Genomic DNA, 25,311 nt, shown 5'->3' with positions numbered 1-25,311 from the left:
CTCATCGCGTCGCGGTGCCCACCCGGTGCCGCGGTAACCGGCGTGCACGCGGGTGAGGAGGCCTTATGGGGAAGAGGATCGGCGCGGGCAAACGGGGACGGTCGCCCGGCCGCACCGCCGTCCTGCTGGGGGCAGGGGCATTGGTGACCGGCATGCTCGCCGGGTGCGGGACGAGTTCCGGGCTGAAGATCAACATCTACATGTCGCCCGAGGACAACTTCCAGAAAGTGGTCGACGGCTGCAACCAGAAGGCGGCCGGCAAGTACGAGATCGTCTACAACAAGCTGCCCCGCGGGGCGGACGACCAGCGGCTGCAGATGGCGCGCCGGCTGGCGGCGGGTGACACCGCCATGGACATCCTGGGCCTCGACGTCACGTGGGTCTCGGAGTTCGCCGAGGCCGGCTGGGCCGAGGAGTGGACCGGCCAGAACAAGGCGGAGGCGTCGCAGGGCGTCCTGCAGGGGCCGCTCGACACGGCGACCCACAACGGGAAGCTGTACGCGGCCACGAAGAACACCAACGTCCAGCTGCTGTGGTACGACGACCGGCTGACGCCGAAGCCGCCGGCCACCTGGGACGAGATGATGCAGGAGGCCCAGCAGCTCAAGGGCCAGGGCAAGCCCTACCAGATCGTCTTCACCGGCGCGCAGTACGAAGGCCTGGTCGTCTTCTACAACACGCTGGTCGCGTCGATGGGCGGGCACATCCTGTCCGACGACGGCAAGTCCGTCGTGATGGACGACGGCGCGGTGAAGGCCCTGGACCTGCTCAAGAAGGTCTCGACCTCCGGGCTCACCGACCCGTCGCTGAGCAACCAGAAGGAAGACGACATCCGGCAGGCGTTCCAGCGCGGGCAGGCCGCGTTCCAGCTCAACTGGCCCTACGTCTACGCCGCCTACGCCAAGGACAAGAAGGCCGACCTCCCGCACTTCAAGTGGGCGGTCTACCCCGAGGCCCAGGCCGGCATGCCCGCCCGGACCACCATCGGCGGGTTCGACCTGGCGGTGAGCACGTACTCGCAGCACAAGCCGGAGGCCTTCGAGGCGGCGCTGTGCCTGCGCAGCCCGGAAAGCCAGAAGATCTCGGCGATCAACGACGGCGTGCCGCCGAGCATCGAATCCGTGTACCACAACGACGTTCCGCTCGACCCGGGCAAGCCGGCTTCGGCCGACAACCCGAACATGGCGATCCAGTACCCGATGCGCGACGCCATCCTCGCCGCGCTGAAGACCGCCGCGGTGCGCCCGCTGACCCCGGCGTACCAGAACGCCTCGACGGTCATCTCGAAGATCCTTTCGCCGCCGTCGGACATCGACCCGCAGGCCACCGCGGCCAAGCTGCGCGAGCAGCTCGGTGACGCGCTCCAGTCGAAGGGAGTGATCCCGTGACCGTCCAGGACTCGACCCCGGCCGAGACCGCCGGGGCGACCGTCGCCGGCGAGGCGACGTCGCACAAGAAGGGCAAACCCGCCCTGTCCGAGGGGAAGAAGGCCGAGCGGCGGCTCGGGCTGTGGCTGTGCGCGCCCGCGTTCATCGTGATGATCGCGGTCACCGGCTACCCGATCCTCTATTCGTTCTGGCTGTCGCTGCAGCGGTACGACCTGCGCTTCCCGGCGCAGCAGGAGTTCATCGGCTTCGAGAACTACGGCGCCGTGCTGTCCAGTTCGTACTGGTGGACGGCGTTCGGGACGACGATGTTCCTGACCGTCGTGTCGGTGGCCATCGAGTTCGTGCTCGGCATGGCGCTGGCGCTGATCATGCACCGGACGCTCGTCGGCCGCGGCCTGGTCCGCACCGTCGCGCTGATCCCGTACGGCATCGTCACGGTCGTCGCGGCGTTCTCGTGGTACTACGCGTGGACGCCGAAGACCGGTTACCTGGCGAACTTCCTCGCCGCCGACGCGGCCCCGCTCACCGAGCAGTGGCCGTCGCTGTTCATCATCATCGGCGCCGAGGTGTGGAAGACCACGCCGTTCATGGCGCTGCTGCTGATGGCGGGCCTGGCGCTGGTGCCGGACGACCTGCTCAAGGCCGCGGCGATGGACGGCGCGACCGCGTGGCAGCGGTTCACGAAGGTGATGCTGCCGGTGATGAAGCCGGCGATCCTGGTGGCGCTGCTGTTCCGCACGCTCGACGCGTTCCGCATCTTCGACAACATCTACGTGCTCACCAACGGCGCGCAGGACACCGGGTCGGTGTCCATGCAGACCTACGACAACCTGGTCAAGGGCCTCAACCTGGGCATCGGGTCGACGATGGCGGTGCTGATCTTCCTCACGGTGGCGATCATCGCCTTCATCTTCATCAAGGTGTTCGGCACGGCCGCACCGGGTTCGGACAACGGGGGTAAGCGCTGATGGCGATCGGAACCGTCACGACGGGCCGCAAGGTCAGGTGGGGCCTGGTCGACATCCTCGTGCTGGTGTTCGCGCTGGTGCCGGTGCTCTGGGTGGTTTCGCTGTCGTTCAAGACCAAGGACACGATCACCGACGGGGCGTTCATCCCGCAGTCGTGGACCTGGCAGAACTACGCCGACATCTTCCAGACGTCGGAGTTCCTGCTGGCGCTGGTGAACTCGATCGGCATCGCGATCATCTCGACCGTGATCGCGGTGGTGCTGGGCACGATGGCCGCGTACGCGGTGGCCCGGCTCGACTTCCCCGGCAAGCAGGTCCTCGTCGGGCTGTCGCTGCTGATCGCGATGTTCCCGCAGGTGTCGCTGGTGACGCCGCTGTTCAACATCGAGCGGAACATCGGGCTGTTCGACACGTGGCCGGGGCTGATCCTGCCCTACATCACGTTCGCGCTGCCGCTGTCGATCTACACGCTGTCGGCGTTCTTCCGGGAAATCCCGTGGGAGCTGGAAAAGGCGGCGAAGATGGACGGCGCCACGCCGGCCCAGGCGTTCCGCCGGGTGATCGCGCCGCTGGCCGCGCCGGGCGTGTTCACCACGGCGATCCTGGTGTTCATCTTCTGCTGGAACGACTTCCTGTTCGCCATCTCGCTGACGTCGACCACGGCGTCGCGCACGGTGCCGGCGGCGCTGTCGTTCTTCACCGGGTCCTCGCAGTTCGAGGACCCGACCGGGCAGGTGTGCGCGGCCGCGGTCGTGATCACCATCCCGATCATTGTGTTCGTGTTGTTCTTCCAGCGTCGCATCGTGGCGGGGCTGACCTCCGGTGCGGTGAAGGGGTAGCGCTATGGCAGAGATCGTGCTCGACAAGGTGTCGAAGAAGTACCCCGACGGCGCCCTCGCCGTGTCCGAAGTGGACATCACCATCGCCGACGGCGAGTTCATCATCCTGGTCGGCCCGTCCGGCTGCGGGAAGTCGACGACGCTGAACATGGTGGCGGGCCTGGAGGACATCTCCTCCGGCGAGCTGCGAATCGACGGGCAGCGCGTCAACGAGAAGGCCCCCAAGGACCGGGACATCGCGATGGTGTTCCAGTCCTACGCGCTCTACCCGCACATGAGCGTCCGGGAGAACATGGCCTTCCCGCTGCGGCTGGCCAAGGTGGACGACAAGACGGTGCGGGCGAAGGTCGAAGAGGCGGCGAAGATCCTCGACCTGACCGGGCACCTGGACCGCAAGCCGGCCAACCTCTCCGGTGGCCAACGCCAGCGCGTGGCGATGGGCCGGGCGATCGTCCGGAGCCCGAAGGCGTTCCTGATGGACGAGCCGCTGTCCAACCTGGACGCCAAGCTCCGCGGCCAGATGCGCACGTCGGTGTCGAAGATCCAGAAGCAGCTCGGCACGACGACGCTGTACGTGACGCACGACCAGACCGAGGCGATGACCCTGGGCGACCGGGTCGTGGTGCTGCGGGCCGGGTACGTGCAGCAGATCGGCTCGCCGCAGTTCCTCTACGACAACCCGGCGAACCTGTTCGTGGCCGGCTTCATCGGCTCGCCGTCGATGAACTTCGTCCCGGCGACGCTGGAGAACAACGAGCTGCGCAGTGCCCTGGGCACGACGCCGCTGACCGACCGCGTCCGGCAGCTGGTGGAGCGGGCGAACGCGCCCCGCGACGTCATCGTCGGCATCCGGCCGGAGCACTTCGAGGACGCGGCGCTGGTCGCCGACAAGGGCAGCGGGGGGACGTTCACCGCGCACATCGACGTGCTCGAGTCGATGGGTTCGGAGAAGTTCGCCCACTTCACGGTCGAGGGCGAGACGGCCACGTCCGAGGAACTGGCGGAACTGGCCGCGGACAGCGGTTCGTCCGACGTCCCGGGCGCGGAGTCCCAGATCGTGGCCCGGCTGTCGGCGGAGTCGTCGGCGACGGAGAACGCGGACCTCGAAGTCTGGTACGACGCGGACAAGATCAAGCTGTTCGACCCGTCGAACGGCAAGAACCTCACCTACGAGGACTAGGTCTGCCGCGGCGGTCGTGAGTGGTAAGGCGGGTTCTGACCCGCCTTGCCACTCACGAGCGGTCGGGGAGACGGGGGAAGATCGAGCCGGCCGCACCGCGGGCCAGCGCGCAGGTGGCGTCGCCCGCGGTGCCCGCCGTCTCGACCACGCTGATCTCCGCCAGTTCGCGGCGCCCCGGCAGGCCGGGAGCGGGCTGGGTCGTGTCGACCAGGCAGAACGCGCCGGCCGGCCGGACGCGCGCGTCGCGGCCACCGAGCTTCTCGGCCGGGCCGGCCGGCTCGACCGTCTCCACCGTCAGCTTGAAGCTCACCTTGCCGCGGATGCAGCTGTGCCCGGACAGGCCGATCGTCGGCCGGCTGTTCGGGCCGGCGGCCGCGTCGAGGCCGGGGTTGTCGAGCGGGACGCACGGCGCCGCCCGGCCCCACGAGCCTTCCGGGAACGTCAGCCGCCCCACCTTGTGCCGGGTGATCGCCGTCAGCACCGAGCCGACGGCGGCGTCCGCCACGCCGCAGCGGGCCTCCTGGTCGCCGGTGCCGTCGGTGACCGACAGGTCGATCCGGTTGCCGTCGGCGAAGGTGATCGCGCGGGTGCAGGCGCGGCGGTCGTTGAACATCGACTGCTGGACCGCGACGCCGTCGGGCACCGAGCCGGGGTAGCCCTCGTAGGGCTTGATGTTCGGGTCGGAGTCGAAGGCGAGCGGCCCGACGAGGATCGTGCGCGGACCGGCCTGGGCGCGGCAGCTGTCGAACGTCGGGACGGCTTCGGTCACCCCGGGCACGGTCAGCAGGCTGCAGAAGTCGATGCTGCCGAAGTCGCCGAGCGCGGCGGAGGCGGTCAGCGGGGTGGGCCCGGAATCCGGCTCGGGCGCGGCCTGGGTGCTGGCGCAGCCCGCGGTGAGGAGGGCGCAGAACATCGCGACGGCCAAGCTTTTCGGACGCGGGTACACGGGGTGCAAGTATCACCACATCGCGCGGAAAAACCAGCCCTGACGGGGACATCTCTCAATCTTTTCGACGCGGTCGGTGCGAACGGGCAGTTCAGGCGGCTTTCGGTGCACGCGCCGGGGTTTCCCCGGCCATCTGAACGATTTTCGGATTTGCCGTCCCCTAAGGGAGCGATCCATCCCGCGAGCGATGCGGAAGCGGGTACTCCGGTGGTGAAGTGGAGGTATCGGATCTTCGAGGAAAGGGAAAGACGATGAGCGCACCGGTCACACGACGGCTGTCCCGCCCGCGCCACGGCCGCATGATCGGCGGCGTGTGTGCCGGACTGGCCCAGCGGTACGGGATGAAGCCCGGGACCGTCCGGCTGCTGGCCGTGTTGTCTTGTTTGCTGCCGGGGCCGCAGTTCGTGGCTTATCTGATCCTCTGGGCGGTCATTCCGTCCGAGTGAACCCGCTCGGCGGGAAAGTGAAGACCGCGCCGGTGATCCGTGGGGATCACCGGCGCGTCGTCGTCAGGGGCGCCAGCAGGACATCGCTTCGTCGACCTCGCGCTCGCTGAGCGGCGGGTGGGGCAGCTCCGATGGCTTGCCCGGTTCGGCGCGGAGCCCGTCGAGGAGCATGGCGAGGGAACGTCGCCAAAGGTCCGGGTCCACCGCGCACGTGAACTCGACCACCGAACCCACCATCATGTGCACCATCGCCATGTCCGAGGGCGCGAAGTCCGGGCGCAGGCCTCCGGCCGCTTGCGCCCGCTCGATGAGTTTTGTGATCAACGGCACCATGCGCGCCTTCTCTTCGGCGACGTGCTCGTGGCCGAACCTGTTGGACAGCATGATCTCGCGCAACCCCCGGTCGGCGGAGTGCAGCTCGGCCGCCTTCCACGTGAAGTCGACGAACGCCTGCCACGCGTCCTCGGCCTCCAGTGACTCCACGGCGAGGTCGCCGATCTCCTCCATCCGCTCGGCGAACATGGCCTCGACCAGGTGTTCCTTGCTGGGGAAGCGGCGGTAGACCGTGCCGACGCCGAGGCCGGCGTGGTGCGCGATGTCGTCCAGCGTGGCCTCGAGCCCGCGCCGGCCGAACACCTCGCGGGCCGACGCCAGGATGCGACGGCGGTTGAGTTCAGCGTCACGCCGCAGCGGCCGCGCCGGTGCGGCGGGACCAGCGTCCCGTGCCATGCCCTCCAGTCTAACCCCTCAAGTAGAGGCGCCTTCTCCGCTTCTTGTGTACCTTGGGGCGAGTAAGGGGAGATACCTACTCCACATAGTCTTCCGATCACGTTCTGTGAGGATCTTTCATGTCCGAGTCCACGCTCGCCGTCGCGCCGTCGGGGGACACGCGCGCCGACGAAAATCCCCACCACGCCAGACGGTGGCTGATCCTGGTGATGATCGGCATCGCGCAGCTGATGGTCGTGCTGGACGCGACCGTCGTGAACATCGCGCTGCCGTCGGCCCAGCTCGACCTGGGCTTCTCCAACGACGCCCGGCAGTGGGTCGTCACGGCCTACGCGCTCGCGTTCGGCAGCCTGCTGCTGCTCGGCGGGCGGCTCGCGGACCTCTTCGGCCGCAAGAACGCCCTCCTCGTCGGCCTGGCCGGCTTCGCCGCGGTGTCCGCGCTCGGGGGTGCGGCGACCAACATCGAGATGCTGCTGGTCGCCCGGGCGGCACAGGGTGTGTTCGGCGCGCTGCTCGCGCCCGCCACGCTTTCGCTGCTCACCACCACGTTCACCGACCCGAAGGAGCGCGGTCGCGCGTTCGGCGTCTTCGGGGCCATCGGTGGTGGCGGAGCGGCGGTCGGGCTGCTGCTCGGCGGCGTGCTCACCGAGTACCTCGACTGGCGCTGGTGCATGTTCGTCAACATCATCTTCGCGGTCATCGCGTTCGCCGGCAGCTCGGTCCTGCTGCGGAACCAGAAGGACGAAGGCCCGCGGCCGAAGCTCGACCTGCCGGGCACGATCACCGCGTCGGCCGGGCTGTTCGCGCTGGTCTACGGCTTCGCGAACGCCGAGTCGGACAAGTGGTCGTCGGCGTCGGTCTGGGGCTTCCTGGCCGCCGGCGTGGTGCTGCTGGGCGTGTTCGTGTGGCTGCAGCAGCGCGTCGAACACCCGCTGCTGCCGCTGCGCGTGCTGCTCGACCGGGACCGCGGCGGCTCCTACCTGGCGATGTTCCTGCTCGCCATCGGGATGTTCGCGATCTTCCTGTTCCTGACCTTCTACGTGCAGCAGAACCTGCGGTTCACGCCGATCCAGAGCGGCGTCGGGTTCCTGCCGATGGTGGCGACGCTGATGCTGTCGGCGACGACGGCGACGGCCGTGCTGCTGCCGCGGTTCGGTCCCCGGCCGCTGGTGCCGACCGGCATGGCGATCGCCGCCGCGGGCCTGTTCTGGCTGAGCGGCATCGACCTCGGCAGCACGTACGTCTCCGGTGTCCTCGGCCCGCTCCTGGTGATGGGCTTCGGCATCGGGCTGGCGATGGCGCCGGCGATGAGCGTCGCCACCTTCGGCGTCGAGGCGCACGACGCGGGTGTCGCGTCGGCGGCGGTGAACACGATGCAGCAGGTCGGCGGTTCGATCGGCACGGCGCTGCTGTCGACGCTGGCCGGCAACGCGGCGGTGGCCTACGTCGCGGGCAAGACCCCGACGCCGCAGCTGGCGGCCGAGGCGGCCATCGAGAGCTACACGACGGCGTTCACCTGGGCCGCGGTGATCTACGTGGCCGGTGCGGTGCTCAGCGGCCTGCTGCTGCGCCCGGGCGTCCCGAAGGGCGAAGCGGCGCCGGGCGCCGTGCACATGTAGGGGTTCCTGGTGACGTGACCGGGTTCCCGGTCACGTCACCAGCCCGTGCCGGTAGGCGTAGACGACCGCCTGGACGCGGTCGCGCAGGTCCAGCTTCGTCAGGATGCGCGACACGAACGTCTTCACCGTCTCCTGGCTGATGAACAGCCGTTCCGCGATCTCGCTATTGGACAGGCCGTCCGCGAGCAGGCGCAGCACTTCCAGCTCACGCGGGGTCAGCGGCGCGTCCGGGGCGGCGTCCGGCGCGGGCCGGATCCGGGCGCCGTAGCGGCCGACCAGCCGGCGCGTCACGTCCGGGTCCAGCAGGGCCGCGCCGGTGGCCACCGTGCGGATGCCGTGCAGCAGCCGGTCCGGTGGCGCGTCCTTGAGCAGGAAGCCGCTCGCGCCCGCGCGCAGGGCTTCGTAGACGTACTCGTCGAGGTTGAACGTCGTCAGCACCAGCACCTTGACCGGGTGCGGCACCCCGGCCCCGGCCAGCAGCTTGGTGGCCTCGATGCCGTCGAGCACCGGCATCCGCACGTCCATCACGACGACGTCCGGCCGCAGCCGCCGCGCGAGGTCGACCGCGGCCCGCCCGTCGCCGCACTCGCCCACCACCTCGAAGTCCGGCTGGGCGCCGATGATCGTCACCAGGCCGGTGCGGATCAGCATCTGGTCGTCGCAGACGAGGACCCGGATCGGCGCGCTCACGTCGGGATCCGGGCGGACACGGTGAACCCGGCGCCGTCGCGGTCCGCGCTGAAGTCGCCGCCCAGCAGGCCGACGCGCTCCCGGAGCCCGGCCAGCCCGCGGCCGCTGCCGCCGGGGGACACGCTCCCGGACCCGGCCGTGCGGACCGCCACGGCGATGTCCCGGTCGCCGTGGTGCACCTCGACCTCGGTGCGGCTGCCGTGCGCGTGCTTGAGGGCGTTCGTCAGGGCCTCCTGCACGACCCGGTAGGCCACCAGATCGGCGCTGCCCGCCGACTCCGCGGGCGTGCCCTCCTCGGTGAACTCCACCGGCTGCCCGGCCTGGCGGGCCTGCTCCACCAGGGCGTGCAGCCCGCCCGGCGACGGCGTCTCGTGCTCGGGGTTGAGCAGGTCGAGCAGGTGCCGCAGGTCGGTGATGGCCCGCCGGCCGGTGTCGGTGATCGCGGTCAGCGTCCGATCCAGCCGATCGGGCGCGGCGGTGAGGTAGCGGGCCGCCTCCGCCTGCACGACCATCGCCGTCACGTGGTGGGTGACGACGTCGTGGAGCTCGCGGGCGATGGTGGCGCGCTCGGCGGCCCGGGTGGCCTCGGCGACGCGGCGCCGGTGCCCGGCCTCCGCGGCGCGGGTGGTGCGCAGCCAGGCCCCGATGCCCCACGCGAACACCAGCAGCAGGAAGAACGTCACGAACTCCGACACCGGCTCCGAGCCGAACGGGGAGAGCACGATCGCCAGCACCACGTACGCCGCCGAGAGCACGAGTGCGGTGGTGCGCCGGCGCCGTTCCAGATGCGCGCCCGCGCTGACCAGCGCGACCCCCAGCGCGGTCCCGGCGACCGAGTGGTAGCCGCGGAACTGGTCGACGGCGAAGCCGAGCGCCACCAGCGTCAGGCACGCGGCCGGCCACCGCCGCCGCACGGCGAGCGGGAGGCTCTCGAGGGCGACCACGACGACGGCCAGCGCGTCGAAGGGCCGCGCCGGCACGCCGCCCAGCTGCGTCCCGTGGTTCTGGACCACCGGCAGGAACGAGGCCGCCAGGAACAGCAGCCCGAGCGGGAGGTCGCGGACCACGACGTCGAGCCGGCGCCACCGCGCGCGCACCGCCCGGTGATCGATCACCGGGAAAGTGTAGTGACGTCGTCGACCCGCTCGGCGCGGCGGCGCGGCACCAGGCGGCCGCGCCGGTGGGCCAGCCACAGGAACGCGCACGTCGCGAGGACGCAGAACAGCACCGAGTAGAGGGAGCCTTCGGGACCGAAGTCGCCACCGGTGATGGCCGACGGCCCCGACGTCACGGCGTCGAGCAGGCCCTGCGGGGTGCCGTTGCCGGAGACCTCCGTGCCGAAGATCCCCGCCGCGGCGAAGTTCCAGCCGAAGTGCAGGCCGATCGGCAGCCAGAGCTTGCGGGTCGCGATGTACGCGCCGGTCAGCAGGCCGCCGGCTTCGATGGCGATGGCGATCGCGCCCCACAGGCTCGCGTGTTCGTTGAACAGGTGCGAAAGGCCGAACAGCACCCCGGTGGCCACCAGGGCGATCCAGGTGCCGGTCCACTTTTCGACGAACCGGAAGAGGATGCCGCGGAACAGCAGTTCCTCCGTCACCGCGGCGGCGGCCATGAAGCCGACGAGCCCGGCGGCGCCCGCGACCGTGCCCCAGCCCCGGATTTCGTAGTCGCCGAGGAGGGCGATGTTGGCGATGACGGCCGCGAAGAGCGCGACCCCGATCAGCGTTCCTCGGCCGAGCGCGAGCCCGGCGCCCGGCCCGGCCAGCTCGGTGACCGGGCGGTGTTCGGTCTTCCGCACCACCCACCGGTAGCCGAGCACCGCGAGCACGGCGGTCAGCCCGCCGAAGACCAGCGTGAGCCACGGATTCCCGTCGGCCACGGCGATCGCTTGCTGCCCGATGAACGCGATCGCGGCCACGGTCAGCAGCTGCCAGACGACCCTCATCACAACCCCTTCGTCCCGTCCGCGGGGTGGTCCCGCGGCTCCACGGCGAACGCTAGGGATCCGGCGGGCGGGAATCGTCACCAGCGAGCGGACACCCGCGCGTAGCTCGCACGGGGGACGCTTGAACCTCCCGGGGCCCGCGCGCCCTAATGAGGACGTGTCCGGAGACGTCGAATTCAGCGAGTACTTCGCCGCGCGGGTCCAGCGGTTCCGCCGGGTGGCGTTCGCGCTCAGCGGGGACTGGCACGCGGCCGAGGACCTGGTCCAGGCGATGTTCGTCCAGTTGTACCGGCGCTGGCGGCGGGTCCGCCCGGCCACCGTCGACGCCTACGCGCGCCGCATCCTGGTGAACCTGTTCCTGGCCGGGCGCCGGGGATCCGGGCGCGAGTACGTGACGTCGTCGGTGCCGGAGCGCGCGTCGCCACCGGGCCGGGACCCGTCGTTGCGCCTGGACGTCGAACGCGCGCTGGCGGAGCTGACGCCCCGGCAGCGCGCGATGGTGGTGCTGCGGTTCCTCGAGGACCTCCCGGTGAGCGAGGTGGCGACGCTGCTGGGCGTCGCGGAGGGAACGGTCAAGTCCCAGACGGCCCGCGGGGTCGAGGCGTTGCGCACGGCCCTGCCGGCGCCGGCGACGGAGGAGTCGTGATGGAAGACGTCCGGACCGTGTTGAAGGCGTACGTGACGGAAGGCGAGCCCCCGATCGGCTTGTCCGGGGAGGCGGTGCTGGCGGCGGCCCGCCGGGCGCGCCGGCAGCACCTGGTCACCGGCGCTGCGGCGGTGTGCGTCGTCGTGCTGGCCCTCGCGCTGGCGGTGGTCGTGCTGCCCCACCGGGCCGAGGTCGCGAGCCCGCCGTGCCCGGGCGCCACGGACACGCGGGCGGCGCTGGTCGAGCGGCTGAGCTGCCTGGTGGGGCGGGCGGTGCGCGCGATGCTGCCGCCGGAGGCGCAGATCTCGCGGCTGACGATCCCCGGCGAGACCCCGCCGGCGGACCCGTTCCACCTGATCGCCGACCCGGCCGGCGACGCCCCCGGCGAGGCGCTGTTCCACCTGGGCGTCCGGGTGACCGACGCCCGGGGCACCGGCTCGGTGTACGTCCTCATCCTGCCCGGCGGCGGGGGCGGCCCGAAGTGCGGTGACCCGGACCAGATCGGCTGCCGCACGGAAACCACCCCGCGGGGCCTGCTGTGGCTGTCGACCCTGCGCTCGGGCGACGTCGTGACCAACCGGGTCGGCCTGGCCGCGCCGAACGCGCACGTGCAGTTCTGGTCGGACAACAGCGGCGTGCTGCCGCGGACGGGCGTCCGGTTGCCGAAGCAGCGGCCGGAGCCGACGCTGACCCTCGACCAGGTGCGGCAGCTGACGCTGACGCCGGGCCTGGACCTCTAGTTGTGATGTCCAGGGACGTTGTTCCGATTTGAGGTGACCCGGTGTCGGCCTGTCGTGCTGGCAGGTGAAGGCCTCCGGTTGTGAAGTGGAGCTGTCTAGGAACCACATCACGCGCCGGAGGCCTTCGTGTCCCACCCTAACGCCACCCTGACCCCACGCACCCGGCTACGACTGGCACGCCTGATCGTCGAACAAGGCTGGACCTGCGCCGAAGCAGCGAAGATATTCATGGTCGCCGCAAAGACCGCGGCGAAGTGGGCCAAGCGCTACCGCGACGAGGGCGCGGCCGGGATGGCTGATCGCAGCAGCCGGCCCCACACAGTCCGGCCCGCACACCCGGGCCGGTGGTCCGGGCGATCGTGAAGTTGCGGTGGCGGCAGCGGCTGGGCCCGGTCCAGATCGCCGGCCGGCTCGGTCTGCCCGCATCCACCGTGCACGCGGTCCTGGTGCGCTGCCGGATCAACCGCCTGTCCCGTATCGACCGGGTCACCGGCGAACCGCTGCGCCGCTACGAACACGACCACCCCGGCTCGCTGATCCACGTCGATGTCACCAAGTTCGGCAACATCCCCGACGGCGGCGGCCACCGCTACGTCGGCCGGCAACAGGGCGAGATCAACAAACGCGCCACCCCAGGCCTGGCCCGCGGCGCGGACTACAAGCCCCGCACCGGGACCGCGTTCGTGCACACCGTCATCGACGATCACTCCCGCGTCGCCTACGCCGAGATCCACGCCGACGAAACCGCCGCCACCGCCACCGCAGTCCTGCGCCGCGCGGTCGCCTGGTTCGCCGACCTCGGCGTCACCGTCGAACGAGTCCTGTCCGACAACGGCTCGGCCTACCGCTCGCACGCCTGGCGGGACACGTGCGCCGAGCTGGGGATCATCCCGAAACGGACCCGGCCTTACCGGCCGCAGACCAATGGCAAGATAGAACGGTTCCACCGGACGCTGGCCGACGGGTGGGCCTACGCCTGCTTCTACCCGACGGAGACACTGCGGCGGGCGGCGCTGCCGGGGTGGCTGCACTTCTACAATCACCATCGACCCCACAGCTCAACCGGCGGCAAGCCGCCGATCACCCGGCTGACCAACCTCCCTGGACACCACATCTAGTTCAGGGGACCAGCGCGACGAAGCCGAGGCCGGTGGTGCGTTCGGCGACGCCGAGGGCGGCCGCCGGGTCGGTCAGGCCGGTCGTCACGAGCTCGACCGCCGAGAGGTCCAGCAGCCCGGAGCGGACCAGGTGCCACACCGTGGTCACCGTCTCCGGATCGCTCATCCACGAGCCGCGCACGGTGAGGCGCCGGTGCATCAGGTCGCCGTACGGGAGGGGGAGGTCCTGGCGCACGCCGCCGACGAGCACCAGGGTGCCGCGCACCCGCAGGCTGTCGTAGGCGGCCATCGTCGCGTCGGCCGACGGCGTGGCCCCGAGCGTGTCGACGGCGACGTCCACCGGGGCGATGCCCGCCGCGTCCGCCGCCCGGTCGCCGGTCAGCCGGTGGGTGCGCACGCGCGGATCGAGCTCGGCCAGCCGGTCGACGGCGGCCTCGTTGCGGCCCACCGCGGTCACCGTCGCCGCGCCTTCCGCCAGCGCCGTCAGCACCGCCGCGCCGCCCAGCTGACCGGTCGCCCCGACCACCGCGACGTCGCGGCCGGCGAGCGGGCCCGCCGCGTGCAGGCCGGACGCGGCGATGCAGAGCCACGGCAGGAACGCCAGGCGGGCCGGGTCCGGGTAGCTCTCCGCCCCGGGCAGCTTGACCAGGGTTTCCTTGGCGCACAGGGCTTTCTCCGCGAAGACGCCGTCGCGCCACACCGTGCGCATGCGGTCCGTCCGCGCGCTGCCCGCGCCGGAGCCGCCCAGGCCGACCCAGCCCACCAGGACCTCGTCGCCGTCGCCCGCGTCGAGCAGGGCGGTGTCCAGCACGAGGTCCCCGGGCGCGACGTGGAACACGTCCGGCGCGACGTCGAGCACCCGCCCGACGCAGGACGGCCCCAGCACCAGGGGCACCGGCAGGCCACCGCGGTTCTCCTGCACCACGGCTCTCGTGTACGCCGGGACGTGCGCGGCGAGCACCTCCACGAGCACGCCGCCGCCTTTCAGCGCAGGCTCCGGCACTTCTTCGAGACGGACGTTTTGTCCGGTCGCGATCCAAGCTTGCATGGCACCAGCCTGGCGGCCCGCTAAGCTGGTATCCAGAATCGCGTTATTCTGGTACTGGAGGTCCCAGGGTGAGCACCGAACTGGGCGCGTTCCTCCGCAGCCGCCGCGAGCGGCTGACCCCGGCCGACGCGGGCCTGCCCGCCACCGGGCGCCGCCGGACGCCGGGATTGCGCCGCGAAGAGCTGGCCCTGCTGGCCGGCATCAGCGCCACCTGGCTGACCTACCTCGAGCAGGGCCGTGACGTGCGTCCGTCCGGCCAGGTGCTCGACGCGCTGGCTCGGGCGCTGCGGCTGACCGGCGCCGAGCAGGAGCACCTGCACCGCCTCGCCGGCGGCGGGCCGAAGCCGGTGGAGAGCGAGGAAGCCGCGCCCGAGGTCGCGGGCGTCCCGGCGCTGCTGGGCGCGAATCCCGCGTACGTCACCGGAATCTGCTACGACGTCCTCGCGCTCAACGCCGCCGCCGAGGAGCTGCTCCGCGGCATCGGACGGGGTGGGAACATCGTGCGCTGGCTGTTCACCGAGCCGGCCGCGCGCGAGGTGCTGGTCGACTGGGAGCAGGAGGCCCGCGCGGTCCTGGCCCGGCTGCGGGCGATCGCGGGGAGGTACCCGGACCACCCGCGGGTGACCCGGCTGGTGGCCGAGCTGACCGAGGCCAGCCCCGAGGTCCGCGCGTGGTGGCCGCGGTACGAAGTCCAGTTCAGCCACGCGGGCCACAAGCGCCTGCGGCACCCGCGGCTGGGCGAGATCACCGTGCCGCACGCCGCGTTCCACGTCGCCGAGCGGCCCGAACAGACCCTGGTGGTCTACCACCTAGTGGTGCCGTGACCGCAGCCGCTCGATGACGTCGTCGTCCCAGCGGTGGGTCCGGATCAGCCGGTACCGCTCCGCCGCCACCCACATGTACGCCTCGGCGTCCGTGCGGTCGCCGATCAGCCCCGCCTGCCGCAGCATCCCCACCACCGGGACGAACTCCTCCTCGAACCAGCGCTGCGCCACGCTCGCCCGGTCGCAGAACTTGCCTTCGTCCTGCATCAACCGGAAGCCCCACGCCTCCACGTGTTCGCCCAGCCGCGCGTAGTCCCACGGGTCCGACACGATCACCGACGCCCGCGCGTGGCCCGTCAGGGGGACTCGCTCCAGGAACAGCCGCCGGTAGTCCTTGACGATCAGGTCGCCGCGGTGGCGGATGCCGCCCGGGTCCAGTTTGGTCCGGACGACCGTCACCGAAGCCTCTATTGTGGACAGTCCCTGGGCGATCGCCACCGAGACGCGGTGGTGGCCGTCGATGATGAAGTGCAGCTCACCCACCCGGTAGACCTCGATCGGCGGGATCTCCTCGCCGCGGCGGGCGGCCAGGGCCAGGCGTTCCCAGCGCTCGCGGACGCGGGCCGACGTCGGGCGGAAGCGACGGTCGAAGTCGCGGCTGCGGTCGACCGTGCCCACGATCGACTCCAGCTTGATCACCCGCAGCCCGATCCGGTGCTCGCCGAGGTAGCCGAGCGCCTCCACCACCTCGTGGAACGGCAGCATGATGTTGACGTCGTCGGGCTCCCGGCGCAGCCACGTCGAAAGCCGCGAGAGCACCTGGCCGCGGCGGGCGCGGAGGAAGTCGTTCTCCGCGTCCGCGCGGGGGAATCCCGTCTCTTTCATCAGAACTCCATGATCCGGTGGCCCACCACGTTGCGGATCCGCGTCGTGCCGACCACCCGGTCCGGCACCGGCTCGCCGTGGGGGTGGATGTGCCCGTGCAGCAGCCACTTCGGGCGCAGCGCTTCGATCGTGCGGTGCAGGCACGCGAACCCGCGGTGCGGCGGGTCGGCCCGATCGCCCAGGTTCAGCGGCGGCGAATGCGTCAGCAGGACGTCGACGTCGCGCCCGTCGCGCCACCGCCGGAAGCGGGCGCGCCGGACCAGCCCGCGGGCCCGCCGCGCCTGCTGGCGCTGCGTCCACTGGTTCGGGCCTTCGTTGTAGCGGATCGAGCCGCCGAGCCCGGCGAACCGCAGGCCGGCGACGTCGACGAGGCGCCCGTCGGCGTTGATGCCGCCCGCCGGGCCGGGCCAGACCGTGGGGAAGCCGTCCTTCATGGACAGCCCGCCGTAGCGCGTGTAGCCGCTCAGGTCGGGGTCGTGGTTGCCGGGCACGAACACGCACGGCACGTCGAGCGCGCTCGCCAGAAACGCCAGGTAGTCGTACGGCAGGTCCCCGGCGCCGATGACCAGGTCGACGGAGTGGCTGCGGACCGCGTCGGTCCACAACCGCTCGTCGACCTCGTCGGAGACGACCAGCGCTTTCGGCATGCGCCCAGGGTACGACCCGCGGGCGTCATTTCATCCCGTGCGCGAACCCGGGGTCGGCGACGATGACGAAAGTGATGACGACGATCCACAGCACGCTGAGCGCGAGCGCCCAGAACTTCAAGTTGGACAGCAACCTGGACATGACAGTTCTCCGAAGGAAATCCGGTGGGGAAAGGGACTCAGAGCCAGCCGTTCTTCCGGAATATTCGGTACAGCAACAGGCAGATCGCCAGGATCACGCTGATCACCAGCGGGTACCCGAACTTCCAGTGCAGTTCGGGCAGGTAGTCGAAGTTCATCCCGTAGATGCCCGCGATCATCGTCGGCACGGTGATGATCGCCGCCCACGACGTGATCTTGCGCATATCGGTGTTCTGCTGCAGGGAAATCTTGGCGACGGTCGCGTCGACCAGGGTTGACAGCAGTTCGTCGAACGCCGCGACCCGCTCGGACACGGTGGTGAGGTGGTCGGCGACGTCGCGGAAGTACGAGCGGACGTCGTCGGGCACCAGCCGCGTGTAGCCCTCGGCCAGCCGCTGGATCGGCGTGGCCAGCGGCATCACCGCGCGGCGCAGCTCGAGGACCTCCCGCTTCATCAGGTAGATCTGCTCGGCGCTGACCTGCGAGCGGGGCGCGAAGACCTGCGCCTCCATGACGTCGATGTCGGTCTCGATCCGGCCGGTGACGTCGAGGTAGTGGTCGACGACGTGGTCGGCGATCGCGTGCACGACCGCGGACGGGCCCAGCTTCAGCCGCTCCGGGTCCTCGTCCAGCTCGCGCCGCAGCCGCGCCAGTCCCGAGTGGTTCCCGTGCCGGACCGTGATCACGAAGTCGCGGCCGAGGAACACCATCAGCTCACCGGTTTCGACGATCTCGTTCGCCGTGGTGGGGGACTCGTGCTCGACGTACCGGACGGTCTTGACCACCAGGAACAGCGTGTCGTCGTAGCGCTCCAGCTTCGGCCGCTGGTGCGCTTCGAGCGCGTCCTCGACCGCCAGCTCGTGCAGCCCGAACGTGTCCGCGACACCCTGGATCTGCTGGGCGTCCGGCTCGTGCAGGCCGATCCAGACGAACCCCTCGTGCCGCTTCCGGACCTCCTTGATCGCCTCGGAGTGGGTCCAGCGGCCGGGCAGGCGCTCACCGCCGACGTACACCGCGCAGTCGACGACGTACGCGGACAGCGGCACCGGGACCGGGCGCACGGGAACGGTGCCCTTGTTGCCGCGGCCGCGCAGGCCGCCGAGGGAGGGGATGGCAGGCATGGGATCTCCTGGTGTCGTGCGTGGTCGTGCGAGACGACGGACCAGGGGCGGAAAAGACGTCCGCCCGGCGACACACCAGCGTTCCCGGGGTGAGAAGGCCTACCAGGAGATGAGCCGGCCGGCCGGTGAGGTGGGAACGCTGGGACTACTAGGGAGCGGACTATCGCCACTACTCATCGAGTTCCTCACCTCCTTCGGGCCGGGTCCAGAGTGGTGGGGCTCGCGTTGACGCGCGAACACCGATGGTTGAGGGTACTCCTCACTACGGATGCGTGTCGTACCAGCCTCACGCGGTGTTACGCGGGCAAGGAGATGACGAGTGCAGTTCGGCCGGTACTACGAGGAGTTCGAGGTCGGTGCGGTCTACAAGCACTGGCCGGGCAAAACGGTCACCGAATACGACGACCACCTGTTCTGCCTGATCACCATGAACCACCACCCGCTGCACCTGGACGCGCACTACGCCGGGGAGACCACCGACTTCGGCAAGAACGTCGTGGTCGGGAACTACGTCTACTCGCTGCTGCTCGGGATGTCGGTGCCGGACGTCTCCGGCAAGGCGATCGCGAACCTCGAGGTCGAATCGCTCAAGCACGTGAAGCCGACCTTCCACGGCGACACGATCTACGGCGAGACCGAGGTGCTCGACAAGACGCCGTCGAAGTCCAAGGACGACCGCGGCGTGGTGTACGTCGAGACGCGCGGTTACAAGCAGGACGGCCTGATCGTGTGCACTTTCCGGCGGAAGGTGATGGTGCCGAAGCGGTCGTACGGGGAGACTCGGGGCGGGGAGCAGCCGGGCCGGCCGGTGCCGCACGAATGAGGCTTTGATGGACCTGGACGGGATCAAGGGGATACTCCGCACGTTCGCGGAAGTCGAGGCCCGCGGGGTCTCGCCGCTGTACGAGCACCTGGCGCTGCAGGCGGCGGCGGACGACGACGTGGCGGGTCTGCTGTCGGGAGCTCGCGACGGCGAGGTGCGCGGGACGCTGCTGATGGCGGTCGCGCACCGGCTGGTGCAGGCCGACCCGATCCACCCGCTCTCGCGGTACTACCCGTCGCTGGGCGGGTTCGACGGCGTCGACTCCGACACGTGGCCGCTGTTCCGGTCGTTCCTCCTGGAGCGCGCCGACAAGGCGCGCGCGTTGGTCGCTGCGCGGTATACGCAGACGAACGAGGTCCGCCGGGCGGCGTTGCTGTACCCGGGCGTGGCGCGGGCGGCCCGCGAGGCGGGTGGGAAGGTCTCGCTCCTGGAGGTCGGCTGCAGCGCGGGGCTGCTGCTCGGGCTGGACCGCTTCGGCTACCGCTACCAGTGCGACGGTGGCGACCAGCTGACGGCGGGGCCGGCGAAGGCGGCGGTCGGGCTGCACTGCGCGCTGGACTTGGCCCCGGGCGCGACGGTGCCGAAGCTGCCGAAGAAGCTGGCGCTGCTCGACCGCGCGGGCCTCGACCGGGCGCCGGTGGACCTGTCGGACGAGGACGAGCTGGCCTGGCTGGAGGCGTGCGTCTGGGCGGACCAGCCGGACCGCATCCGGCTCCTGCGCACGGCGGCGGCCGAGCAGGCGCGCCACCGGCCGCGGTTGATCCCCGGCGACGGCGTCGACGACCTGGCCTCGGCGGCTTCGTCGCTGGAGGGGCCGCTGGTGGTGGTCACGAGCCACGCGCTGGCGTACTTCCCGGCGGAGAAACGGGCCGCGTTCGTCGAGGCGCTGGCCGAGCTGGCTTCTTCGCGGCCGGTCTGGTGGGTGTCGGAGGAGTTCTACGGCGCCGGGCTGGAGCTGGTGCTGCCGGGGCGGTCCGATTTGGCCGGGTCGGACGGGCTCGCAACGCTGGGCGTGGTGCGGTGGGAGGACGGGAAGGCCGAGGCGCACGCCTTGGCGCGGACCGTGCCGCACGGGCAGCGGATGACCTGGTTGCCGCTGTAGTCAGGCCCGCGGTAGGGCGTTCCACTCACGCAGCGTCACGTAAAGGAGGTCCACCAGGTCTCCGGCCGCCTCCAGCCCGGCAAGGTCTGCCGCATCGGACCAACGCACCTCCGACGCGTCATCACCGGCCGTGAGTTTTCCGCCCTCGACCTCGCAGGCGTAGTCGAAAATCTCGTACGGTCCCCGCCGCACGGAACCGACCAGTGTGCCCGGAATCACGTCCAGCCCGGTCTCCTCGGAAAGCTCCCGGACCACGGCCTCTTTGTCCGTTTCGCCCGGTTCGACTCGGCCGCCCGGCAGCGACCATTGCCCCGAACCGGGGTCATTTACGCGCCGGATGAGCAGCAAACGGCCGTACGGGTCGAACACGATCCCGCCGACGCAGCGGATCGTGGTGCTGGTGACGCCCTCCATGTCCCGAAGGGTAGACGCAGCCGAGGTGAAAACGGCTGTCCTGTACACGGAGAGTAGCCATACGGTACACTTCGGACCGCGTGCTGACCCAAGCGCGGGACTTTCCTCCCCTGCGCCTGTTCGGTGCGGTACAACGTAAAAACTGCTGTTGTCCGGTGTCACCGTAAGAGACGGGATTTGATCGCGGTGAACGTGAAGAAGATTGCGGGCCTCGCCGGTATCGCGTTGGTGCTGTTCTTCGTCATCGCCCAGCCTGGGCAGGCCGCCGGCCTCGTCGGCAACATCATCGACTTCCTGCGCAGCTCGGCCGAATCGGTGATCACCTTCGTCAGCAACGTGTTCAAGGGCTGATCGCGGGGTTACCCTCGAACCATGTTCGCGCCACGCGACCCCGACGAGTACCTCCTCGACACCGAGCGGCGGGTCATCCGGATCCGCCGCCACTGGGCGGTGCTCCTGTGGGACACCTTCGAGGCGGCCGCGCTGCTGGCCGTCTGCGTGCTGGTGTCCTACCTGCTGCCGCCGGCGCTGTACATCGGCCAGAACATCCTCTGGTACGTCGCGCTGCTCGTCGTCCTGCGGTTCGCCTACGTGGTGATGGAGTGGTGGGTCGAGCGCCTGGTGGTCACCGACAAGCGGTTCGTCATGACCACCGGGGTGTTCACCACCAAGGTGCTGATGATGCCGATCAGCAAGGTCACCGACCTCAGCTACGTCCGCACCGCCACCGGCCGCATGATGGGCTACGGCACGATGGTGGTCGAGTCCGCCGGTCAGATCCAGGCGCTGAACAAGATCGACTTCCTGCCGCGCCCCGAAGAGTTCTACGACACGATCTCGGAGCTCGTCTTCGGCGACAAGCAGAAGCAGGCCGAACGCTTCTCCATGATCAAGGCCCAGCGGGCCGCGCGGGGCAAGAAGCCGGTCGGCTAGGAGTCCCGGCGAGCGTGTGACGCAGCGCATCGTCGACAATGGACACGATGCGCATCGACCTGCACGCCCACTCCACCGCTTCCGACGGCACCGACACGCCGGCCGGGCTCGTCGCCGCGGCCGCGAAAGCCGGGCTCGACGTCGTCGCGATCACCGACCACGACACCACCGCGGGCTGGGCGCCCGCCTCCGAAGCGGTGTCACCCGGCCTCACGCTGGTCCCCGGCGCCGAGCTCTCCACGGTGTCGATCGACCCCGAGACGGGTCGCCAGATCAGCGTCCACCTGCTGGCCTACCTCTTCGACCCGACGTCGGAGCCGGTCGTCACCGAGCAGACCCGGCTGCGGCTCGAGCGCCGCACGCGACTGCGCCGGATGGCCGAGCGGATGGCCGCCGACGGCCTCCCGATCGACATCGACGAGATCTTCGGCCTGCTGCCCGAGGACTCCCCGCCCGGCCGCCCCCACCTAGCCCAGGCGCTGGTCCGGGCCGGGCTGGTCAAGTCCGTGGACGAGGCCTTCGCCGACTACCTCAGCCCCCGCCGCGGCTACTACGTCGCCCGCCGGGACACGCCGGTCGAAGAGGCCATCGACATGATCGCCGCGGCCGGCGGGGTCACGGTCGTCGCGCACCCCTTCGCCTTCAGCCGCGGCGCCACCATCAGCGAGGACACCCTCGCCGGGCTGGCCGCGCGCGGGCTCACCGGCGTCGAGGCCGACCACCCGAACCACGACGCGGCGACGCGGGCCCGCGTCCGCGAGCTGGCCGCCGAGCTCGGGCTCGTCTTCACCGGATCCAGCGACTACCACGGCACGAACAAGACGATCAAGCTCGGTGAGTGCACCACTGACCCCGGGCAGTTCGAGGAGCTGGCTTCGCGCGCGACGGGGTTCCAGGTCGTGAAGGGCTGACATGGCGTTCGCCGACTTCTTCGACGCGAAGCTCTTCATGAGCGCGACGATCACCTTGATCGTCATCATGGACCCACCCGGCACCGTGCCGGTGTTCCTCAGCCTCGTCGGCCGCAAGCCGATGGCGACCCGGGCGCGCGCCGCCCGGCAGGCCGTCCTGGTGTCGCTGCTGGTCATCAGCCTGTTCGCGATCGCGGGGCAGGCGATCCTGGCCTACCTCGGCATCGGCATCCCCGCGCTGCAGGGCGCGGGCGGGCTGCTGCTCCTGCTGATCGCGCTGCAGCTGCTCACCAGCAACGGCCACGAGCCCGAAGCGGCGGCCGACGACGTCAACGTCGCGCTGGTGCCGCTCGGCACGCCGCTGCTGGCCGGGCCCGGCGCGATCGCCGCGACCATCGTGTTCGTCCGGCAGGCCGACGGGCACCTCGGCGCGTACATCGCCCTGGCGCTGGCGATCGTCACCGTGCACTTCGTGATCTACCTCTGCATGCGCTATTCCGGCCTCGTCATCCGGCTGATCAAGGAAAGCGGCATCACGCTGCTGGCCAAGGTGGCCGGCCTGCTGCTCGCGGCCATCGCCGTGGAGCTCGTCGCGAACTCGGTCCGCGGGTTCATCTCCGGCGCCGGCTGAGACCGCCACCCGGGTTGTCCTGCCGGACAGGATGCGCCCGGTTCGTTGACATCGTTGGCACCGCTCCCGCAGCCTGAACCTCAGCTCAGCGTTTGAAACGATTCAACGCCCTTGCGGAGGCCTCGATGAAGTGGCTCAGAGCAGTCCTGCCGGTCACGGTGCTGGTGGCGAGCGGCGTCGTCGCCGTGCCCGCCGACGCGGCGCCGGGCTGGCAGAAGTACGTCGTCGCACCGTCGAGCCGGGACGTCCGCCCGGTGCAGGTGCTGTCCACCACCGGAGACGTCACGAACCCCAACGGCCTGCTCGGGCGTGGGGTGGCGACGTTCAAGCGGCAGGCGCCGCCGCCGAAGCCGGCCTGGCCGTCGGGCACCACCGCGGCCGCGTCGTCGTTCCACGCGCCGAACAACGGCGGGAACGGGCAGCCCAGGACGTACGACCCCGGCAACGCCGTCGACGGCAACACCGAGACGTTCTGGAACGACGACACGATCGGCGCCTACCCCGACGTCCTGACGATCACCGCGGGCGCGCCGGTCGCGCTGCCCGAAGTCACCGTTTTGTCCAATGTGGACGGCGTGCCGCAGGACTTCACGGTCGAGGTGCTGGACGCCGGCGTGTGGCGGACGGCCGCCACGGTCAGCGGCAACACGGCCGTGCAGCGCGCGGTCACCTTCGACCGGCCGGTGACGGCCGCGCAGGTCCGGATCACCGTGACCAAGGACCAGAACACCCCTTCGGGCGAGTTCAGCCGCGTCGCCGAGGTGTGGCCCGGCGTGGTCGCCGACCCGCCGGTGCCGACCGCCGTCGTCGACTTCGGCAAGGTCGTCGCCGGCTACCCGAAGATCGCGTTCGCGGGCGCGTCGGCGAACCGGCCGGGCGTCCGGCTGGCGTTCTCGGAAACCCGGCAGTATCTGGGCGAACGCTCCGACTTCACCCGCTCGGACTTCTCCGGCGGGCCGGGCACCGACCAGTTCGCCGTGCCCGCGACGCCGACGGTGTGGCGGGACACCAAGGGCTGCGCCTCGGGCACGCAGGTGTGTGCGGACGGCCTGCACGGCTTCCGCTACCTGCGGATCAGCCTCGACGCGCTGGCATCGGACGCGCCGCTGGCCCAGCCCTCCGGTGAGGTGCGCATCAGCGGCGTCTCGCTCGACTTCACGCCGTTCCTCGGCACGCCGTCGACCTACCGCGGCTGGTTCGAGTCGTCCGACGAGGACCTGAACCGCTACTGGTACGCGGCGTCCTACACGAACGAACTGGGCATGGACACCTTCCGCGAGTCCGATGTGGACCCTCGCGGCGCGTTCTCGCCGTCACTGGATGGGAAGCTGGTGCTGCACGACGGCGCGAAGCGCGACCGGGACCCGTACGTCGGCGACGTCGCGGTCTCCGGTCTCACGCAGTACCTGACGCACCAGGACGGCACGGCGGCTCGGAACGTCCTCGCCGATCTGGCCGACCACCAGCGCGCGGACGGCTGGATCCCGCCCGCGTCGATCAACAACTACACGCTGCCTCTGTTCGACTATCCGCTCTGGTGGGTGACGTCCAGCTGGGACTACGTGCTCTACACGGGCGACACCGCTTACGCGAACTCGTACTACTCGCACCTCGTGAAGACGCTCGACAGCTGGTACCCGTCGGTCACCGATTCGCGCGGGTTGCTCGCCAAGGGGCTCAACGGCACCAGCGGCTACGGCGACTACGCGTTCCTGCCGCGTACGGGCGAAGTGACGTACTACAACGCGTTGTACGTCCGAGCGCTTCAGGGTGCTGCCGGCCTGGCGCGCGCGACGGGGCACCCGGCCGACGCGCAGCGGTGGCTTTCGCGCGCTTCGGACGTATCGGCGGCGGTGAACCAGTACCTGTGGGACCCGGCGGCGGGCGCGTACCTCGACTCGGCGACGGGCGCGGTGCGACACGGGCAGGACGGCAACAGCCACGCTGTCTTGGCAGGCATCGCTTCGCCTGCGCAGGCGACTTCGGCACTGGCGCGGCTCGCGGCGGGCGCGTTGCCGTACGGGAATCCGTTCATGGACAACGACACTCTGGTCGGCGACGGCACGAAGCGCGTGTACGCGTTCACGTCGTTCCCCGAGCTGCAGGCGCGGTTCCGGACCGGGCAGACGGCGTCGGCGATCGACCAGATCAAGCGGATGTACGGCTGGATGGCCACGCACGACCCGGGCATCACGGCGTGGGAGGGCATCGGCGAGGGCGGCTCGCACTACGAGCAGGGCTACACGTCGGCCGCGCACGGGTGGTCGACCGGCGTCGTGCCGGCGCTGACGAACGAGCTGCTGGGCGTCTCGCCGACGTCGCCGGGCTTCGCGACCTGGACGGTTTCGCCGCACCCAGGTTCGGTTTCGTGGGCGCGAGGGGCGGTGCCGACGCCGAAGGGCGCGTTGTCGGCTTCGTGGTCTCAGCAGGGTTCGGTGTTTTCGCTGACGGTGACCGCGCCGCGGGGGACTTCCGGTTCGCTGGTGGTGCCTTCGGGGCGGCTGGTGCTGCTGGACGGGCGTCCGCTGCGCGCGGCGGGCCCGCTGACGGTTTCCGGTGGGACGCACACGGTGCTCGTGATGCGGTGACCGGCTTTCCGCGCGGGGCGGGTTCGCCCCGCGCGGAAAGTGGCAGTGA

At 70.6% G+C, this 25,311-nt stretch carries 26 protein-coding genes and 1 pseudogene; 17 read left to right on the top strand and 10 right to left on the bottom strand.

Annotated features, from left to right (window positions below; genetic code table 11):
- Positions 1-65 precede the first annotated feature (65 nt).
- The 4 genes from H5965_RS16615 to H5965_RS16600 are packed head-to-tail and all read left to right on the top strand — an operon-like array spanning position 66 to position 4,375.
- On the top strand, positions 66-1,388 hold the full coding sequence (locus tag H5965_RS16615; protein ID WP_310970810.1) for an ABC transporter substrate-binding protein: 1,323 nt from the start codon (positions 66-68) through the stop codon (positions 1,386-1,388).
- Positions 1,385-2,356 (top strand): sugar ABC transporter permease, encoded by a 972-nt coding sequence (locus H5965_RS16610; RefSeq protein WP_310970808.1) that lies wholly within the window; start codon positions 1,385-1,387, stop codon positions 2,354-2,356. The genes H5965_RS16615 and H5965_RS16610 overlap by 4 nt, the downstream gene beginning before the upstream one ends.
- Positions 2,356-3,195 (top strand): carbohydrate ABC transporter permease, encoded by an 840-nt coding sequence (locus H5965_RS16605; RefSeq protein ID WP_310970805.1) that lies wholly within the window; start codon positions 2,356-2,358, stop codon positions 3,193-3,195. The genes H5965_RS16610 and H5965_RS16605 overlap by 1 nt, the downstream gene beginning before the upstream one ends.
- 4 nt (positions 3,196-3,199) lie before the next feature.
- The gene (locus H5965_RS16600) at positions 3,200-4,375 is read left to right on the top strand and encodes a sn-glycerol-3-phosphate ABC transporter ATP-binding protein UgpC (protein ID WP_310970803.1); all 1,176 of its coding nucleotides are present in this window, start codon (positions 3,200-3,202) and stop codon (positions 4,373-4,375) included.
- A gap of 52 nt (positions 4,376-4,427) precedes the next feature.
- Here H5965_RS16600 and H5965_RS16595 read toward each other — a convergent pair whose 3' ends face one another.
- Complete coding sequence (locus H5965_RS16595; RefSeq protein WP_310970801.1) at positions 4,428-5,321, bottom strand: hypothetical protein; 894 nt, start codon at positions 5,319-5,321, stop codon at positions 4,428-4,430.
- 251 nt (positions 5,322-5,572) lie between these two features.
- Between H5965_RS16595 and H5965_RS16590 the strand changes: the two genes are divergently transcribed.
- Positions 5,573-5,767, top strand: coding sequence for a PspC domain-containing protein (locus H5965_RS16590; RefSeq protein ID WP_176172951.1), 195 nt, complete (start codon positions 5,573-5,575; stop codon positions 5,765-5,767).
- 63 nt (positions 5,768-5,830) lie between these two features.
- Here the strand turns inward: H5965_RS16590 and H5965_RS16585 are convergent, their stop codons facing one another.
- A complete protein-coding gene (locus tag H5965_RS16585) occupies positions 5,831-6,496 on the bottom strand; it encodes a TetR/AcrR family transcriptional regulator (protein ID WP_310970799.1) in 666 nt (221 codons plus the stop codon).
- A gap of 119 nt (positions 6,497-6,615) precedes the next feature.
- Between H5965_RS16585 and H5965_RS16580 the strand changes: the two genes are divergently transcribed.
- The gene (locus tag H5965_RS16580) at positions 6,616-8,115 is read left to right on the top strand and encodes an MFS transporter (RefSeq protein WP_310970797.1); all 1,500 of its coding nucleotides are present in this window, start codon (positions 6,616-6,618) and stop codon (positions 8,113-8,115) included.
- Positions 8,116-8,145: 30 nt separating this feature from the next.
- On the opposite strand, the gene H5965_RS16575 is transcribed toward H5965_RS16580, so the two are convergent.
- From H5965_RS16575 to H5965_RS16565, 3 genes are read right to left on the bottom strand one after another with little or no spacing between them, the layout of a single operon-like run.
- The gene (locus H5965_RS16575) at positions 8,146-8,805 is read right to left on the bottom strand and encodes a response regulator transcription factor (RefSeq protein WP_310970796.1); all 660 of its coding nucleotides are present in this window, start codon (positions 8,803-8,805) and stop codon (positions 8,146-8,148) included.
- On the bottom strand, positions 8,802-9,920 hold the full coding sequence (locus H5965_RS16570; protein WP_310970795.1) for a histidine kinase: 1,119 nt from the start codon (positions 9,918-9,920) through the stop codon (positions 8,802-8,804). Before H5965_RS16570 ends, H5965_RS16575 begins: the two co-directional genes overlap by 4 nt.
- Complete coding sequence (locus H5965_RS16565) at positions 9,917-10,750, bottom strand: type II CAAX endopeptidase family protein (protein WP_310970794.1); 834 nt, start codon at positions 10,748-10,750, stop codon at positions 9,917-9,919. Before H5965_RS16565 ends, H5965_RS16570 begins: the two co-directional genes overlap by 4 nt.
- Positions 10,751-10,907: 157 nt before the next feature.
- Between H5965_RS16565 and H5965_RS16560 the strand changes: the two genes are divergently transcribed.
- From H5965_RS16560 to H5965_RS16550, 3 genes and pseudogenes are all read left to right on the top strand, one after another.
- Complete coding sequence (locus H5965_RS16560) at positions 10,908-11,396, top strand: SigE family RNA polymerase sigma factor (protein ID WP_310970791.1); 489 nt, start codon at positions 10,908-10,910, stop codon at positions 11,394-11,396.
- On the top strand, positions 11,396-12,136 hold the full coding sequence (locus H5965_RS16555; RefSeq protein ID WP_310970790.1) for a hypothetical protein: 741 nt from the start codon (positions 11,396-11,398) through the stop codon (positions 12,134-12,136). The genes H5965_RS16560 and H5965_RS16555 overlap by 1 nt, the downstream gene beginning before the upstream one ends.
- A gap of 126 nt (positions 12,137-12,262) precedes the next feature.
- A pseudogene (locus H5965_RS16550) lies at positions 12,263-13,254 on the top strand (IS481 family transposase).
- A 1-nt stretch (position 13,255) separates the two neighbouring features.
- Here the strand turns inward: H5965_RS16550 and H5965_RS16545 are convergent.
- Positions 13,256-14,302, bottom strand: coding sequence for a zinc-binding dehydrogenase (locus tag H5965_RS16545; RefSeq protein ID WP_310970788.1), 1,047 nt, complete (start codon positions 14,300-14,302; stop codon positions 13,256-13,258).
- A 68-nt stretch (positions 14,303-14,370) separates the two neighbouring features.
- Between H5965_RS16545 and H5965_RS16540 the strand changes: the two genes are divergently transcribed.
- Entirely contained in the window at positions 14,371-15,126 is a 756-nt protein-coding gene (locus H5965_RS16540; protein ID WP_310970787.1) for a helix-turn-helix transcriptional regulator, read from the top strand.
- Here the strand turns inward: H5965_RS16540 and H5965_RS16535 are convergent.
- From H5965_RS16535 to corA, 3 genes are all read right to left on the bottom strand, one after another.
- Complete coding sequence (locus tag H5965_RS16535) at positions 15,112-15,951, bottom strand: chromosome partitioning protein ParB (RefSeq protein WP_310970785.1); 840 nt, start codon at positions 15,949-15,951, stop codon at positions 15,112-15,114. The genes H5965_RS16540 and H5965_RS16535 overlap by 15 nt on opposite strands.
- Positions 15,951-16,598 carry a metallophosphoesterase gene (locus H5965_RS16530; RefSeq protein WP_310970784.1) on the bottom strand — a complete coding sequence of 216 codons (648 nt, stop codon included), beginning with the start codon at positions 16,596-16,598 and terminating at the stop codon, positions 15,951-15,953. The genes H5965_RS16535 and H5965_RS16530 overlap by 1 nt, the downstream gene beginning before the upstream one ends.
- A gap of 179 nt (positions 16,599-16,777) precedes the next feature.
- Positions 16,778-17,860 carry a magnesium/cobalt transporter CorA gene (gene corA / locus H5965_RS16525; protein ID WP_310970782.1) on the bottom strand — a complete coding sequence of 361 codons (1,083 nt, stop codon included), beginning with the start codon at positions 17,858-17,860 and terminating at the stop codon, positions 16,778-16,780.
- Between the two features lie 319 nt (positions 17,861-18,179).
- Here corA and H5965_RS16520 point away from each other — a divergent pair, with 319 nt between their 5' ends.
- Entirely contained in the window at positions 18,180-18,683 is a 504-nt protein-coding gene (locus tag H5965_RS16520; protein WP_247014510.1) for a MaoC family dehydratase, read from the top strand.
- Positions 18,684-18,690: 7 nt separating this feature from the next.
- Positions 18,691-19,785, top strand: coding sequence for a DUF2332 domain-containing protein (locus H5965_RS16515; RefSeq protein ID WP_310970781.1), 1,095 nt, complete (start codon positions 18,691-18,693; stop codon positions 19,783-19,785).
- Here the strand turns inward: H5965_RS16515 and H5965_RS16510 are convergent, their stop codons facing one another.
- Complete coding sequence (locus H5965_RS16510; protein WP_310970780.1) at positions 19,786-20,199, bottom strand: NUDIX domain-containing protein; 414 nt, start codon at positions 20,197-20,199, stop codon at positions 19,786-19,788. It lies immediately after the preceding gene.
- Positions 20,200-20,385: 186 nt separating this feature from the next.
- Between H5965_RS16510 and H5965_RS16505 the strand changes: the two genes are divergently transcribed.
- The 5 genes from H5965_RS16505 (at position 20,386) to H5965_RS16485 (ending at position 25,262) form a co-directional block, all read left to right on the top strand.
- Positions 20,386-20,550, top strand: coding sequence for a hypothetical protein (locus H5965_RS16505; RefSeq protein ID WP_162146229.1), 165 nt, complete (start codon positions 20,386-20,388; stop codon positions 20,548-20,550).
- A gap of 21 nt (positions 20,551-20,571) precedes the next feature.
- Positions 20,572-21,132, top strand: a complete 561-nt coding sequence (locus tag H5965_RS16500; RefSeq protein WP_003095467.1) for a PH domain-containing protein — start codon at positions 20,572-20,574, stop codon at positions 21,130-21,132.
- A 47-nt stretch (positions 21,133-21,179) separates the two neighbouring features.
- On the top strand, positions 21,180-22,043 hold the full coding sequence (locus H5965_RS16495; protein WP_396136909.1) for a PHP domain-containing protein: 864 nt from the start codon (positions 21,180-21,182) through the stop codon (positions 22,041-22,043).
- A gap of 1 nt (position 22,044) precedes the next feature.
- Positions 22,045-22,674 carry a MarC family protein gene (locus H5965_RS16490; protein WP_310970777.1) on the top strand — a complete coding sequence of 210 codons (630 nt, stop codon included), beginning with the start codon at positions 22,045-22,047 and terminating at the stop codon, positions 22,672-22,674.
- Positions 22,675-22,799: 125 nt separating this feature from the next.
- Positions 22,800-25,262, top strand: coding sequence for an alpha-L-rhamnosidase C-terminal domain-containing protein (locus H5965_RS16485; RefSeq protein WP_310970776.1), 2,463 nt, complete (start codon positions 22,800-22,802; stop codon positions 25,260-25,262).
- Positions 25,263-25,311: the final 49 nt, after the last annotated feature.

It is taken from the genome of Amycolatopsis sp. 505 (assembly GCF_031625235.1).
GTDB lineage: Bacteria > Actinomycetota > Actinomycetes > Mycobacteriales > Pseudonocardiaceae > Amycolatopsis.
The sequence above is the reverse complement of the archived record's forward strand: the minus strand, read 5'-3'. Positions and strand labels throughout refer to the sequence as shown.

Bases quoted from the DNA above. Each gene is read 5' to 3' on its own strand.
- H5965_RS16615 (WP_310970810.1), top strand. From the start codon at position 66: ATGGGGAAGAGGATCGGCGCGGGCAAACGGGGACGGTCGCCCGGCCGC.
- H5965_RS16605 (WP_310970805.1), top strand. From the start codon at position 2,356: ATGGCGATCGGAACCGTCACGACGGGCCGCAAGGTCAGGTGGGGCCTG.
- H5965_RS16600 (WP_310970803.1), top strand. From the start codon at position 3,200: ATGGCAGAGATCGTGCTCGACAAGGTGTCGAAGAAGTACCCCGACGGC.
- H5965_RS16590 (WP_176172951.1), top strand. From the start codon at position 5,573: ATGAGCGCACCGGTCACACGACGGCTGTCCCGCCCGCGCCACGGCCGC.
- H5965_RS16585 (WP_310970799.1), bottom strand. From the start codon at position 6,496: ATGGCACGGGACGCTGGTCCCGCCGCACCGGCGCGGCCGCTGCGGCGT.
- H5965_RS16580 (WP_310970797.1), top strand. From the start codon at position 6,616: ATGTCCGAGTCCACGCTCGCCGTCGCGCCGTCGGGGGACACGCGCGCC.
- H5965_RS16565 (WP_310970794.1), bottom strand. From the start codon at position 10,750: ATGAGGGTCGTCTGGCAGCTGCTGACCGTGGCCGCGATCGCGTTCATC.
- H5965_RS16555 (WP_310970790.1), top strand. From the start codon at position 11,396: ATGGAAGACGTCCGGACCGTGTTGAAGGCGTACGTGACGGAAGGCGAG.
- H5965_RS16545 (WP_310970788.1), bottom strand. From the start codon at position 14,302: ATGCAAGCTTGGATCGCGACCGGACAAAACGTCCGTCTCGAAGAAGTG.
- H5965_RS16535 (WP_310970785.1), bottom strand. From the start codon at position 15,951: ATGAAAGAGACGGGATTCCCCCGCGCGGACGCGGAGAACGACTTCCTC.
- H5965_RS16530 (WP_310970784.1), bottom strand. From the start codon at position 16,598: ATGCCGAAAGCGCTGGTCGTCTCCGACGAGGTCGACGAGCGGTTGTGG.
- corA (WP_310970782.1), bottom strand. From the start codon at position 17,860: ATGCCTGCCATCCCCTCCCTCGGCGGCCTGCGCGGCCGCGGCAACAAG.
- H5965_RS16515 (WP_310970781.1), top strand. From the start codon at position 18,691: ATGGACCTGGACGGGATCAAGGGGATACTCCGCACGTTCGCGGAAGTC.
- H5965_RS16510 (WP_310970780.1), bottom strand. From the start codon at position 20,199: ATGGAGGGCGTCACCAGCACCACGATCCGCTGCGTCGGCGGGATCGTG.
- H5965_RS16500 (WP_003095467.1), top strand. From the start codon at position 20,572: ATGTTCGCGCCACGCGACCCCGACGAGTACCTCCTCGACACCGAGCGG.
- H5965_RS16495 (WP_396136909.1), top strand. From the start codon at position 21,180: ATGCGCATCGACCTGCACGCCCACTCCACCGCTTCCGACGGCACCGAC.
- H5965_RS16490 (WP_310970777.1), top strand. From the start codon at position 22,045: ATGGCGTTCGCCGACTTCTTCGACGCGAAGCTCTTCATGAGCGCGACG.
- H5965_RS16485 (WP_310970776.1), top strand. From the start codon at position 22,800: ATGAAGTGGCTCAGAGCAGTCCTGCCGGTCACGGTGCTGGTGGCGAGC.